Raw genomic sequence first — 14,097 nt, forward strand, 5'->3', positions numbered from 1 at the left:
AGTTCCCCACGAAAACCGTTCTTACAGAAACCCCGGAACTGCCGAAACCACCGCTCCCCTCCCGCATCGCTCGCAGGAATTCTGTTCGATCCGGTTCCCGCTTGAGGGGATAGGAAAAATCCTGCTGTCCACAGCATCGCTACGGACCTCCTTTCGCGACGCGGGCAGCCTTGCCGTTGAGGGACAGAGTATTGTCGTGGGTCTGAAAAACGCGGATGCGTGCCGGTTCGCGCACGTCATCCCGCTTCGTGTTGCGATCCGAACACGTCCGGCATCCGGCGGCGTACGGTCATCAGCGGTGCAGTGGCATTCCGGCGCATTTGCGGACGCTCAACGAGGCCCTGACGGCATCGCCGTTATCGACGTCCGGAAAACGAAGGCAGCACCTGTGGGCGAGTATGCGGTCCGCCAACCATGCGCTACGGCGCTCAACTTCCGATCACGATGTCGTTCTTCGACTCTCCCCGCCATAACAGGCGGTCGCGTCCCGCGCGCTGCGCGTCGAACACGAGTTGCTTCGCGGCGAGCAGGAGTTCCTCCAGCGTGCTTCCGTCGATGGGGTACACGACGGCTCCCGCGCTGACGGTGCTTCGGAGATCGTGTTCCGTAAAGGTATGCTCGCGCACTATCGAACACAGATGCTCACCGTAGTGCAACGTGGCATCAATGCCGCTGTTCGGAAGCAGGATCAGCACTTCGTCCGAACCATAACGGCAAGCACTGTCGTACGCGCGGAGGTGCCTGACCAACAAGCCGCCGAACTCCCGGAGGAAACTCCTCCGCGCCTCGCCGCCATAGGTGTTCGCTATGCTCTTATAGTTGTCCACGTCCATCAGAATGAGACCGAATTCTTCCCCGGTTTCCGCCGCGCGCGCAAGTTGTTGCTGCATGGATTCCACAAAACAGGAATAGCGCGTAAGGCCTGTTTCGTGATCCACTCTGTCAAGCCGGATGTTCTCATCGTACAACCTGTTCTGGTAGAGCGCAATTCCTGCGACACGGGCGAACATTTCGATCACAGGAAGGTCCGACGCCTGAAACGCATCCCTCGCGTCGCTCGCCGCATATAAATAACCCAGCGTCTGGTGGTGCACGCTGAGCTGCACGATGATGCAGCTCGCAAAGGGTTGTTCGAGATATACCTCCTCCGCAATGGCCGGGAGCAGCGACGCATCGGAAATGAGCAACGGACGTCCTGTCCACAGCACGTCGCCAATGGCCCCGGTTGCGAGATGTTTACGGAATTCCTTGCAATACGACCGCGAAATGCCGAAACAGTTTTCGATGCTCAGAAATTCGGTCTCCCGGTCAATCAGGACAATAGCGCAGCTGCGGCAATGATAGAGACGGACAATGCGGTCCACGACATAATGAAATACCCGTTCGTAATGTCTGTTCGTGGCGAGAAGCGCGAGCAGATCGGCGAAATACTCCAGGCACTGCGGTGCGTTCAGCTCTTTCATGACATACCTCCGGAACCCGATGAACGTAAGGGTTTGCTGTATATACAGACGCGAACTCGCGAGGTGTCTATGTGTACGTGATTATCGACCGCATAGTACAGGACAGCGAAACAAATGTCAAGTGGTCACATATCGTTGCCCACGGGAACGACACCGCGTGGCATCCACAAGCTGAAACGCTCCGGAATTTTGGTAACGGATACAACGGTCGTATTGCGATTTTCGTTTGCCTGCTCGCAATGCGGCGTCAGCGGCAGCGTGCAGGTGTTGTGTTCTCCCAGCCGGAATATTCACCCCCTCTCCACGGGTTTCGATACCACTAATCGTCGTCCAAGACCTCGCGCTCACGTGAAGCCACTTCCGCATAGCGAATAAAGGCCTCCTGGCTGTTCACACGAGGTTGTGCGGGGTCCACTACCGGACGCGCGTAACTGCCATCGGCACGCAGTTCGTACGATTTCACATTGTCCGCCAGGATCGTCGGCAGAATATGGTCGAGTATCCTGTCACTGATCATGGGATCCTCCACCATGAACATCGCCTCGACGCGACGGTTGAGGTTTCGGGGCATCCAGTCCGCGCTGCTGCAGTAGATTTCCGGATTGTCGGCGTTTCCGAAAACGAACACCCGGCTATGCTCCAGAAAACGCCCCACAATGCTGCGCACGCGAATATTCTCGCTCAATCCCGGTACTCCCGGACGCAGACAGCAGATGCCGCGCACAATAAGATCAATCTGCACTCCGGCGATGGAGGCACGGTAGAGCGCCCGAATGATCTGCGCATCCACGAGCGCGTTCATCTTCGCGATGATGCGCCCCGGTACACCCGCTTTTTGGAAATCGGCCTCACGCTGAATCAAGGCCAGCAGCTTCTGTCGCAAGGAAATGGGGGCGATGATGATTTTATTCCATTCCGTTTGATGCGAGTAGCCGGTCAGATAATTGAAAAGTTCCGATGCCTCGAAAGCGAGGTCCTCGCGGCACGACAACAAACCGAAATCCGTGTAGATGCGCGAGGTGATCTCGTTATAATTTCCCGTGCTCAAATGGACGTAGGTGCGCAGCGATCCCCTCTCCCTGCGCACGACCAGCGACAGCTTGCAGTGTGTTTTCAGGCCGATAATCCCGTACACGACGTGTACTCCGGCCTGCTCGAGCTGCCGGGCCCAGATGATGTTGTTCTCCTCATCGAAACGGGCTTTGAGTTCGACGAAGGCGGTGACCTGCTTGCCGTTCTCCGCGGCGCGCGCAAGCGCACGCACAAGATTCGAGTCGCCATTCGTGCGGTACAGCGTTTGCTTGATCGCCAGCACCGTCGGATCGTCCGCCGCCGTCTCGATGAACTCGACGACGGAAGAGAAGGAATCGTAGGGATGATGGAAAAAGATATCTCTATCCTTGACACGCGTGAAAATATCCTGCGCCACGCGCAGTTCGCCGACGATACGCGGAGCGAAACGGGTATCCTTGAGATGCGGCAGCGGGAGGGCTGTCAGAGTCATAAAATCCGCGAGGTTCAGCGGACCGTCAACCAGGTAGATCTCCCGATCGGAAAGGTGCAGCGCGTTCTGGAGAATACGCAGCACCTTCGCCGGCATGCCGCTGTCCACTTCCATGCGTACCACAGCTCCCCAGCGCCGGCGGCGAATCTGCTCCTCGATGGTCTTGAGCAAATCGGACGCTTCATCGTCGGCAATTTCCAGATCGGCGTTGCGTGTGACGCGAAAGCGATGGGAGTCTTTCACCGACAGCCCCGGAAACAACGCGTTCGCGTTGGCGGCAATCACCTCGCCCAGCAGAACGTAATGATACCCGTCCGAACGCCCCGGTATCGAGACGAGGCGTGGCACGACAGGCGGCACCTGCACCACGGCGATACGCTCCTGCGAAGTGATGGAATCCACCACGGTCAAAATCAGATTGAGCGAGCGGTTGATCAGATGCGGGAAGGGATGCCCCGGATCGATAGCCAGCGGTGAGAGCACCGGGAAGACCTGATCAATGAAATACTTCTCACACCACTCCCGCGATGCGGAGTCCAGATCTTCGTAGGCATGCAGAAATACGCCTTCACGCTCCAGTCCCGAAAGAATATCGCCGGTAAAGCAATCCGACATGGCCTTGTTCATGCGGCAGACCTGCACCCGAATGGCGTTAATGGTCTCCTCGGCCGTCATGCCGTCGGACGGCAGGTCCGTCACACCCAGTTCGATCTGTTGCTTGAGCCCTGCCACGCGAATCATGAAAAATTCATCGAGATTCGCGGCAGTGATGGCGATGAATTTCAGTCGCTCTAAAAGCGGTACGGCGGGATCCAGCGCCTCGTTGAGCACGCGCCAGTTGAAATCCAGCCAGCTCAACTCGCGGTTGAAATACGCCTCCGGGGAGTATAGATCCACGGGGTGAAAAGCCGGAATGACCGCCTCATCCGCCCTGAATTCGCGATCACGATCCATGGAAGCACTGTCCTGCGCTCGCATGTGAATCTCGTGAATACTGCCGCTCGTCTTCGCTTCGCTCATGTATTGTGCATCCAATAGATTGTAATCCACAAAATTATGCAATTTCCACGCCATTTGCAGGGTAAATCGGTTAGGATTCTGTTAGCGCGATGCATAGCTCTCCGCTGCCGTAGCCGGTACTCTCGTGGTGATGGCGAAAAAGAAAGAAGGTGAAAGGGTGAAAGGGATGGGATCGAGTCGCTCCCAAATCCACAGAGTATCATTTCACCGCGGCGACTCTACCCCCTTCGGCACTCAACCTTTTCACCCTTTTTCCCTTTTACCTTTTTACGAGCCTGAGATCGGCGCACGCAGCCGGCAAATTCCGTAAAATCGTCCATCGTACCTCGCACATCGTCATTCGATTGTTTTTTCGCATTTTTCTGGCGAATTTACATGGATATATTCTGTAACGTCACTATTCCATCGAAAACATGCTCGTTCACCAATGCACCATAGAAGAACCGGTTTCCTACTCGGGAACAGGTTTGCATACAGGCGCCCAGTGCACCATCACTTTCAAACCGGCACCTGAAAACCACGGTATCCGCTTCGTGCGTACCGACCTGGGAGGCAATCCGGAGATTCCCGCCATCGTGGACTATGTGGTGGACGTGTCCCGCGGCACCACTCTGGGTCACGGTGATATCAAGGTGTACACGGTGGAGCATGTGCTCGCCGCGGTCGCGGGGATGCAAATTGACAATCTCATCATCGAAATCGACGGTATCGAACCCCCGGTGGGCGATGGCAGCGCCATGCCCTTCGTCGAAGCCCTGCAGCGCGCGGGCATCAGAAAGCAGGAAGCACCGAAAGACTATCTGATCATCGACCGAACGATTCAGTTCTCCAACCCCGACAAGGAAGTGGACATCGTGGCCCTGCCGCTGGACGACTTCCGCATGACGGTGATGGTGGACTATAAAAACCCTGCCCTCGGAAGCCAGCACACCGGCATGTTCAATCTCGAGGAATTCGTGTCCGAGTTCGCTTCCTCGCGCACCTTCTGCTTCCTCACCGAAGTGGAAATGCTGCACGACGCCGGCCTCATCAAAGGCGGCAGTCTCGACAACGCGGTGGTGATTGTAGACCGCGATGTGAACGCGGATGATCTGGAAGCGATCAGCGAAAAGCTCAAGCTGGACCGTACCATGCATCTCAACGACCACGGCTTCCTGAACGATATCACGCTGCGCTACAAGAACGAACCGGCGCGCCACAAGCTTCTCGATCTGCTCGGCGATTTGACGCTGGTGGGCGTCCCGCTCAAGGCCCAAATTCTGGCTGCGCGTCCCGGACATGCGAGCAACGTGGAATTCGCGAAAATGATTCGCAAGCTCTATCTCGAAAAACGCCTGGTGAAAAAATATCAGCTCGAGAAAAAGCAGGGCGTGGTGCTGGACGTCAACGCCATCGCGGATATACTCCCCCACCGCTACCCCTTCCTGCTCGTGGACAGAATCGTCAGTCTCGAACTGGATAAAAAAATCGTCGGCCTGAAAAACGTGACCATGAACGAGCAGTTTTTCAACGGGCATTTCCCCGGCAAACCGGTTATGCCCGGTGTTCTCATCATCGAAGCCATGGCGCAGTGCGGCGGCATACTCATGCTCAACAGCATCGGCGATCCGAAAGAAAAACTCGCGCTGTTCTCCACCATCGACAACGCTAAATTCCGCAAGCCGGTGGTGCCGGGCGATCAGCTCGTCATGGAAGTCGAGATGATGAACCGCCGCAGAAATCTCATTCAGATCCGCGGTAAGGCCTACGTGGACGGCGACCTCGTCGCCGAAGCGGATATGATGGCCGCCGTCATTGACAAAAACGGCAGCAAAGCGAAAAGCGAATAACAGACCACTTCACCAGTTCCGGACAGCGACGCACATGCCCACCATACACCCGACAGCCATCGTCAATCCCGCGGCGGAACTCGCCGATACCGTCACCATCGGTCCCTACGCCATCATCGAAGCGGACGTACGCATAGGCGAAGGCACCAGCATCGGGCCGCATTGTCTCGTGGACAACGGCGCGCGCATCGGCAGCAACTGTACCATCCATCAGGGCACCGTGGTCGGCACGCCTCCGCAGGACCTGAAATACGCCGGCGAGAAAACGGAGCTGTTCATCGGCGATAATTGTACCATCCGTGAATACTGCACGCTGAACCGCGCCACCACGCATTCGTGGAAAACCGTCATCGGCAGCAATTGCCTCTTCATGGCCTGGGTGCATGTAGCGCACGACTGCATCGTGGGCGACAACATCATCATCGCGAACTCGACGAGCATGGGCGGCCATTGCGTGATCGGCGACAATGCGATCATCGGCGGCCTGACCGGCATTCATCAGTTCAGCCACATCGGTGCGCATGTGATGATCGCTTCCAGTTCCCGTATCGTCAAGGACATTCCGCCATACATACTTGCCGGCGGTACGCCGACACGGTATGAGGGACTCAACTCCATCGGCCTCCGCCGCCGCGGGTTCTCGCGCGAGACGCTGGATCTGCTCGAACAAACCTACGCCGCCATCTATTTCAAAGGCATGAATGTCAGCCAGGGTGTACAGTGGGTGAAGGACAACCTTCCGGCCATACCGGAAGTAACCGCCGTACTGGATTTCATCGCGGGAAGCAACCGCGGCATTATCAGAGGAACGCGCAACTAGTCTGTGCTTCCCGCGGCGGCATGCACAGACCTTTGCGCTGAACCACGCCGACCGTTCGCTTCGACGAATCCTTTCACCTTTCACCTTTTCTCCTTTTCACCTTTTCTCCTTTTCACCTTTTCTCCTTTTCACCATTTCTCCTTTTCACCATTTCACTCGACCCCTTTACTCTTCACCCTTAACTTTTCTACTGGAAGCACCTCATGGCACTCACTGTCGGCGTCGCTGGTCTCGGTCATCTCGGTTCTCTTCATGCGAAAATGCTCAGCACGGCTGAAGGGGCTTCGCTGACCGCCGTCTTCGACAGCAACGCCGATCGTTGCGCCGAAATCGCCAAGCTCTACGGTGCGCGCGCCTGTTCATCGCTGGAAGAATTGCTTAACCATGTTGACGCCGTGAGCATCGCCACGCCGACATCCAATCACTTCGACACGGCCGCCCGCGCCATACACGCGGGAAAACACGTGTTCCTCGAAAAGCCCATCACCGAGGCGGTGCAGCAGGCCCGCGAGCTCAACGCGATGGCGGACGAGCGCGGCGTAATCATACAGGTGGGACACATCGAGCGTTTCAATCCCGCCATTGTCGCGCTGGACACGCTGGAACTTGCTCCGCTCTTCATCGAGTCGCACCGTCTGGCGCAGTTCAATCCCCGCGGCACCGATGTCGCCGTGGTGCTGGATCTGATGATACACGATATCGACATCATACTCGCGCTGGTGAAAAGCGAGGTCACCAGCATCGATGCCAGCGGACTTGCCGTCGTATCCGACACCGCCGACATAGCCAACGCGCGGCTGAAATTCGCCAATGGCTGCGTCGCCAATATCACCGCCAGCCGCATCTCGCAGAACCGCATGCGCAAGATGCGTCTCTTCCAGCGCAGCGCCTATATCTCCATCGATTTCCTCGCCGGTCAGAGCGAGGTGTTCCGTCTCGTGGACGCCGACGCCGACGTCACGCCCACCTACATGCTCGGCATGATCGAGCAGGGTAAGGTCCGGCGCAATATCATTTTCGAGCAGCCCCCCGCGCCGCAGGACCACAATCCCCTCAAATACGAACTACAGCTCTTCGTCAATGCCGCACGCAGCGGCACGCGTCCCATTGTGGACGGCTACGCCGCGCAGCAGGCGTTGGAGGTGGCTGAGGAGATTGTGCGGATGATAAACGGACAAACAGCGCAGAGCTGAGAGCTGCCCGTTTCTCCGCAGATACGAACTGCTGCTCGTATTGCCCTCAGGCACCGCCTGTTGCTTTCCTGAGCAACCATACTCGCCTGTACCAACGGCTGTGCCATTCTCGCATGATGCTTCAGTAGGTATGCAATCGTCCGTACAACAAAGGCCGCCCGATCGGGCGGCCTTTGAATGAGTCGGGTTGAACGTGGTGCTTACTTCGACAGCACCATCTGTATTGTCTTGTTGTACTCGCCCGCAATCATGCGGCAAACGTATGTGCCCGAAGGTAGCGCACTGGCATCGAAGCTGATCGTGTAGCGGCCTTGCGGCAGCACATCGTTGACCAGCTCGCCGACTTCCATGCCGAGACTGTTGTACACCACGAGGCGCACCGCACGCTCCTCGGCCACCGTGAAGCTCACACTGGTCGAGGGATTGAACGGATTCGGGTAGTTCTGCTCGAGACCGAAAACGGTCGGCAACGCGTCGCCCGGCTTGCCCATCATGTACGACTGCGCAAGCGCGATATTGCCCGTGCTGCTCGTCGGATTCAGATCGAACACCGTCACCAGATTGTTGACCGGATCGGAGGCCGAGCTGGTGCCCATGATCGGATCTTCCCACTGACCCAGGGCTACCGCCTGACGCACGCCGTGCAACTGGTTACGGTCGGCTATCATCGCCGCTTCCTGATCGGCATACGGGAAGGTGATGTTCGCCGTCCACCAACCGCTGCCCGTGGTCGTGATCTGCCAGTAGCGCTTCACGTACAGCATGCGCGCAAGGTTCTGCGGCAACTGATACGGGTACACGCGAATGGTCATACCGCTGATCGAACCGCTCGTCACCTCCACCGAGGCGATCGGATTGCCCGTGCCGCTCGCGGTGAAGTTGTAGGTGTTGCCCGGGTTGAGTCCGTTCAGCGTCGCTTCCTCGAACTGCGTGCCGCTCTTCGTGCCGGAGTTCACCACGCGCAACTCCACGTCGATGTTCAGCGGTTCGTTGGTCGCGATCAAACCGCTCGATGGCGGCGGGAAATCGTCGTTGAACAGAATACCGTAGAAGGTGATCTGCCCCGTGTGCAGACCCGGAGCCAGGCCGTTCGGATTGATGGTCAGCGTGAAGTCCTGGAACTGCCGCGGACGCGGCGGGGTGAAGTTGTACCCCTGCATCGTCGGTTCCGGCGTCGCCTTCGTCAGCGTGATCCACGGGGTGTTCGTTTCCACATCCCAGAGGAAGTCGCCCTGGAAGCCGTAAATGTTCGTCATCGACGCAACCTGATACGTCCGGTTGATCAGTCCCGGCGCCTTATACGTGGCCGTGAACTGCAGTTTCCGCGAGCTGTTGTCAATGAAGGTGATCAAGGGATCGCCGGGGATGCCGAACCCAATTTTCGGCGGCGGCGAGGGATTGTCGTCCAGCACGATGTCGTCTATCACCACCGCACCGGCACCGGCATTGCTCGTGACGCGGAAGCCGATGTAGTACATTCCCGCCTGATTCGGGGTATTGAAGTACGGATCCAGGCCGCCCGCAAGCTGCTTGGCCGTCATGAAGCCGGTGTTGGTGAAGTTCGCGAACGTGGCGAAGGTGGTCATCGAGCCCGGATCGGGGCTCATGCCATAGGCCACTTCCACGCGCTGCGGGGCGCCGCTGACGGATTTCATATTGAACGCTATCCGATAGCTGGCCTCGGCGAGCAAGGTCGCACCGGGAGTGAACACCCAGTCGTCGGCTGTCTGCGTGTCACCCGGATACTCGAGCGCATGCGTGCCGCCGCTGCCGACACCGTTGGCCACCGCCCAGGTGGCGGCACCGCCGGCGTTGTTCACCGACCAGTCGTAGTCGAGATAGCCCGGATCGTCGCTGAAATCCGGCACAAGCATGCTGTTGAAATCCTCGCGTCCGTGGATTTTCTGATTGTCGATGCGCCGTGTGTCGCTGCCCGCGTTGTCGGTTACATCGCCATCCAAAGCCCAGAACACTTTGACAAACACCGGTTGTCCCGCACTGGGCGCGAGGCCTGTCACCTTTTGATTGAAACTCACCACGGCCTTGCGGTTGCTCCAGGTCGGATTGAAGGTCTGCTGTACGCCGTCAAACTCGCTTACCGGCATGCTTCCCAGTTTGTAGGTGATGCTGATGCCTCCCGGCGCGGCCTCGCGACCAACGCTTTCAAGCACCACATCCACGGAATGCATCGCTGCACCTTCCATACGCGACCATTTCGCGTCCGCATAGTTCAAACGCACGTCCGACACAGCGACGTCGTACGTTGGAGGCGGTTCGGGATACTCATCGGCCCCGATGCAGGGATTCGGACCGCGCAGATCGCCGTCGAAGTCGTCGGTGATTCCGGGGAAGGAGATACCCGCGAGATAGCCGACATCGGAGGTGCTGTGCAGATCGGTCGCACTGACGAACCAGGGATTACCGTACACCGAATTCTGATGGAAACCGGACACGGCGGCTTGCATTGCTGCGAAAGACGTATAGCTGACGCCGTCCCATCGGTATGTGTCGGACCCCGTCCCGAAACGATACCAGCCGTTGTAGTCGAACAGACTGTGCGATGCGCCCGATCCGCTTGTGTAGTTGTAGAGCGCGTAGAACGTCCCGTTGCCCTCCAGTACCACCCAATTGTTCGCGAACTTGTTGTCGTAACTGCCGGACTCGCCATACTGGTAGAGACCATACGCCGTACCGGTCGTCTTCAGGAATACCGAGTTGTACACACAGTCCGTATAGCGCGGGTAACTGACGTAGAGGCCGTAGTTCGTGGAGGTGCCATTCGTCGCGCCCATGTTGTTGTACACTTTTGCGCGATTGCCCGTCGAGGCGTAATAGTAGTTCGGACGATAAATGTACAATGGGGAATACGCCGCGAAACCGTAATTATAACTGATCTCCGGACCGTCGTTCGGATAGTAGATGTAGTACGCGTATCCGGAGCTCGTAGTGAAGGTCCCGCTCGTGCGTTGAACGGAGCGATTGCTCTTGACCACGAGTTGACCACCGACGTAGTACAGATACATTCCGTAGTAGTACCAGTCGGTGACTGTGTTGTTGATGAACTGATTTCCGACCGCGGTGGTGTAATCGGTGGTTGACGAGCCATTCCAGCGGATGCCGTAATACCCACCGATGATATTGTTGTCCTTTATCAGGTTGTAGTTCCCGAAGTCTCCGGTCGCACTGTACGAGGACTGGGTACAGGCAAGAATGCCGATGTGATTCGTGCTCGATCCGCTGCTGTTGACTTCGATGGTGCAGTTGCTGATCTCGTTGTAATCAGCGGAGTTCGTGAATAACACCCCGTATCCGTATGTCGTGCCTGTGGCACGAATGGTCAGATTTTTCAGCTTCACGTAGTCGGCACCGTCGAATTGCACCACACGATCGTACGAATTGGGGGTGCTGTATTGAAGAATTCTTGTGGACGCATTGCCCGCACCACCATCAAAGGTGATGGTGTTTGTGGAACTGGCGCCGGGAATCTCCGGGATGGTAATTGTTTCTGTGTATGTCCCCGCCGCAACGTTGAAGGTTACCGGCCCGCATACACCATTGGTGGCGAGATCCGCGACGGCGGCGGTAAAGGTGGTGTAGTCCGGTGAACTCCCACCAATTGTGAAGGTACCGGAAAGTGCCGCCCGCACCGTGACGCTTGCGGTATCGTTTGTGTTCACTGTATCCGGAACACCGTTGGGACTCGTTGTCCATGCGACAATTGTGTAGGGGATTCCGGATGCGAATGTCCTCGTGCCAAGGTTCACCGAGGTTTGTCTCGCCTGTAACGTGGTCGTATCCAGAAGTCCGGTCCAGCTGTACGAGGTTTGCGGCACGCCGTTGATGCTCCAGTTGATCGTGGCGGATGTCAGCTGCTGCGAACCGTGATTCCGAAGGGTGACGGTAACCGGATGAGATCCGGCGCAGAAGGAACTGGGGGAATCGATTGATTCGATACCGGCGTCATTCGGAGCGAACACCGGGGCGGCATAGTACATCTCCACACGTCCGATCTGACCGGTGGACGTCCAGATACAATTTGCGGGAAATGACATGATCCCGTCCTGGAACAGCAACCTGTTCAGTGTTACCGGGAACCCGAATATGGACGAGGCGGCTGGTCCGGCGCCATAGGAGTTGATCGAGGTGAAGTTCCCTGCTGTCTGCCATCGCGCACCCAGGATGGCGATGTAATCGCCCTGCCGCACGAGGATATTGGTCTGGATGATATTGGTCCCCGGCACATTCGGCCAGTATCCCAACGTCACGAAATTGAGGGGGTTTGGCGGTGTGGAGCAGGATGTTGGAGGGGGAGCAGCCGGATCCATGCGCATGACCTGTATCGACTGCTGCGAAGTACTCGCATCCGTTGGGACTCGTACACCGGTGATGACGAAATCCGTCGGCGCCTGGAACCAGTAGCCGCGGATATACCCGGTATAGGATGACGCGTGAGCAGGCAGCGGCATCATCGTCTGTGCAAGCAAGGGGAGGTTTCCCGACCCCAGAAGGATGAGGAAAAACGCCATGATAACCCCCGGGCATGCCGTCCATCGTGGTACCGACCACGCGGACATACGCACGGGTAAAGTTGTACACAAATGCTTCATGGATGATATACTCCTATATTGAGTGAGTGACGACCATGCTGGGAAAGCACACTGCCCGTCGGGTTCCAGGCCAACCCGATTCAGACACGTTCATTTCAAAGAGGTGTCGCAGCGGAGACAATCTTTCTCCGGCTCGCGGTTCAAGGTATCCTCGGCATCAGACTGAGTATCACGCCATCATTCGCAACCATTTTGGGGGATAACGTCGTCCGTACGAACAGCCAGAATATGGAAATCGGACGCACGTGTCGTGCTTTTTCTTCACACGTGAAATTACTACTCGTCACGTCAAGATCAAAATGGTCGCGGGTGAGAGTAAAAGCAACTCCTCGGTGCCCCTCCTTGGACCTTGGATTCTCATCGGATTACAATGCGAAGATCACGGCATGAAATACCGTACGTCGTACAACAAAGGCCGCCCGATCGGGCGGCCTTTGAATGAGTCGGGATGAACGTGGGTGCTTACTTCGACAGCACCATCTGTATCGTCTTGTTGTACTCGCCCGCAATCATGCGGCAGACGTAGGTGCCCGAAGGGAGCGCACTGGCATCGAAGCTGATCGTGTAGCGGCCTTGCGGCAGCACATCGTTGACCAGCTCGCCGACTTCCATGCCGAGACTGTTGTACACCACGAGGCGCACCGCACGCTCCTCGGCCACCGAGAAGCTCACGCTGGTCGCGGGATTGAACGGATTCGGGTAGTTCTGCTCGAGACCGAAAACGGTCGGCAACGCGTCGCCCGGCTTGCCCATCATGTACGACTGCGCAAGCGCGATATTGCCCGTGCTGTTCGTCGGATTCAGATCGAACACCGTCACCAGATTGTTGACCGGATCGGAGGCCGAGCTGGTGCCCATGATCGGATCTTCCCACTGACCCAGGGCTACCGCCTGACGCACGCCGTGCAACTGGTTACGGTCGGCTATCATCGCCGCTTCCTGATCGGCATACGGGAAGGTGATGTTCGCCGTCCACCAACCGCTGCCCGTGGTCGTGATCTGCCAGTAGCGCTTCACGTACAGCATGCGCGCAAGGTTCTGCGGCAACTGATACGGGTACACGCGAATGGTCATACCGCTGATCGAACCGCTCGTCACCTCCACCGAGGCGATCGGATTGCCCGTGCCGCTCGCGGTGAAGTTGTAGGTGTTGCCCGGGTTGAGTCCGTTCAGCGTCGCTTCCTCGAACTGCGTGCCGCTCTTCGTGCCGGAGTTCACCACGCGCAACTCCACGTCGATGTTCAGCGGTTCGTTGGTCGCGATCAAACCGCTCGATGGCGGCGGGAAATCGTCGTTGAACAGAATACCGTAGAAGGTGATCTGCCCCGTGTGCAGACCCGGAGCCAGGCCGTTCGGATTGATGGTCAGCGTGAAGTCTGGAACTGCCGCGGACGCGGCGGGGGTGAAGTTGTACCCCTGCATCGTCGATTCCGGCGTCGCCTTCGTCAGCGTGATCCACGGGGTGTTCGTTTCCACATCCCAGAGGAAGTCGCCCCCGAAGCCGTAAATGTTCGTCATCGACGCAACCTGATACGTCCGGTTGATCAGTCCCGGCGCCTTATACGTGGCCGTGAACTGCAGTTTCCGCGAGCTGTTGTCAATGAAGGTGATCAAGGGATCGCCGGGGATGCCGAACCCAATTTTCGGCGGCGGCGAGGGGT

General features: G+C 57.6%; 7 protein-coding genes. 3 read left to right on the forward strand and 4 right to left on the reverse strand.

Features of this window, described 5'->3' with window-relative positions:
- Nucleotides 1-428: 428 nt before the first annotated feature.
- Together M5R41_09880 and ppk1 are read right to left on the reverse strand one after the other, a co-directional pair.
- Nucleotides 429-1,463 (reverse strand): sensor domain-containing diguanylate cyclase, encoded by a 1,035-nt coding sequence (locus M5R41_09880; GenBank protein ID MCZ7556695.1) that lies wholly within the window; start codon nucleotides 1,461-1,463, stop codon nucleotides 429-431.
- A 319-nt stretch (nucleotides 1,464-1,782) separates the two neighbouring features.
- Complete coding sequence (gene ppk1 / locus M5R41_09885) at nucleotides 1,783-3,987, reverse strand: polyphosphate kinase 1 (protein ID MCZ7556696.1); 2,205 nt, start codon at nucleotides 3,985-3,987, stop codon at nucleotides 1,783-1,785.
- A 413-nt stretch (nucleotides 3,988-4,400) separates the two neighbouring features.
- Here ppk1 and M5R41_09890 point away from each other — a divergent pair, with 413 nt between their 5' ends.
- From M5R41_09890 to M5R41_09900, 3 genes are all read left to right on the forward strand, one after another.
- Nucleotides 4,401-5,816 carry a bifunctional UDP-3-O-[3-hydroxymyristoyl] N-acetylglucosamine deacetylase/3-hydroxyacyl-ACP dehydratase gene (locus M5R41_09890; GenBank protein ID MCZ7556697.1) on the forward strand — a complete coding sequence of 472 codons (1,416 nt, stop codon included), beginning with the start codon at nucleotides 4,401-4,403 and terminating at the stop codon, nucleotides 5,814-5,816.
- A 34-nt stretch (nucleotides 5,817-5,850) separates the two neighbouring features.
- Complete coding sequence (gene lpxA, locus M5R41_09895; protein MCZ7556698.1) at nucleotides 5,851-6,636, forward strand: acyl-ACP--UDP-N-acetylglucosamine O-acyltransferase; 786 nt, start codon at nucleotides 5,851-5,853, stop codon at nucleotides 6,634-6,636.
- A gap of 203 nt (nucleotides 6,637-6,839) precedes the next feature.
- Nucleotides 6,840-7,829 carry a Gfo/Idh/MocA family oxidoreductase gene (locus tag M5R41_09900; GenBank protein MCZ7556699.1) on the forward strand — a complete coding sequence of 330 codons (990 nt, stop codon included), beginning with the start codon at nucleotides 6,840-6,842 and terminating at the stop codon, nucleotides 7,827-7,829.
- Between the two features lie 200 nt (nucleotides 7,830-8,029).
- On the opposite strand, the gene M5R41_09905 is transcribed toward M5R41_09900, so the two are convergent.
- Nucleotides 8,030-12,355 (reverse strand): T9SS type A sorting domain-containing protein, encoded by a 4,326-nt coding sequence (locus M5R41_09905; GenBank protein MCZ7556700.1) that lies wholly within the window; start codon nucleotides 12,353-12,355, stop codon nucleotides 8,030-8,032.
- A gap of 543 nt (nucleotides 12,356-12,898) precedes the next feature.
- Nucleotides 12,899-14,050, reverse strand: a complete 1,152-nt coding sequence (locus tag M5R41_09910) for a T9SS type A sorting domain-containing protein (GenBank protein ID MCZ7556701.1) — start codon at nucleotides 14,048-14,050, stop codon at nucleotides 12,899-12,901.
- Between the last annotated feature and the right edge of the window lie 47 nt (nucleotides 14,051-14,097).

It is taken from the genome of Bacteroidia bacterium, assembly GCA_027493955.1.
GTDB lineage: Bacteria > Bacteroidota > Ignavibacteria > SZUA-365 > SZUA-365 > JAOSJT01.

Coding starts and splice junctions, on each gene's coding strand:
- M5R41_09880 (MCZ7556695.1), bottom strand. CDS start 1,463: ATGAAAGAGCTGAACGCACCGCAGTGCCTGGAGTATTTCGCCGATCTG.
- M5R41_09890 (MCZ7556697.1), top strand. CDS start 4,401: ATGCTCGTTCACCAATGCACCATAGAAGAACCGGTTTCCTACTCGGGA.
- ppk1 (MCZ7556696.1), bottom strand. CDS start 3,987: ATGAGCGAAGCGAAGACGAGCGGCAGTATTCACGAGATTCACATGCGA.
- M5R41_09900 (MCZ7556699.1), top strand. CDS start 6,840: ATGGCACTCACTGTCGGCGTCGCTGGTCTCGGTCATCTCGGTTCTCTT.
- lpxA (MCZ7556698.1), top strand. CDS start 5,851: ATGCCCACCATACACCCGACAGCCATCGTCAATCCCGCGGCGGAACTC.
- M5R41_09905 (MCZ7556700.1), bottom strand. CDS start 12,355: ATGGCGTTTTTCCTCATCCTTCTGGGGTCGGGAAACCTCCCCTTGCTT.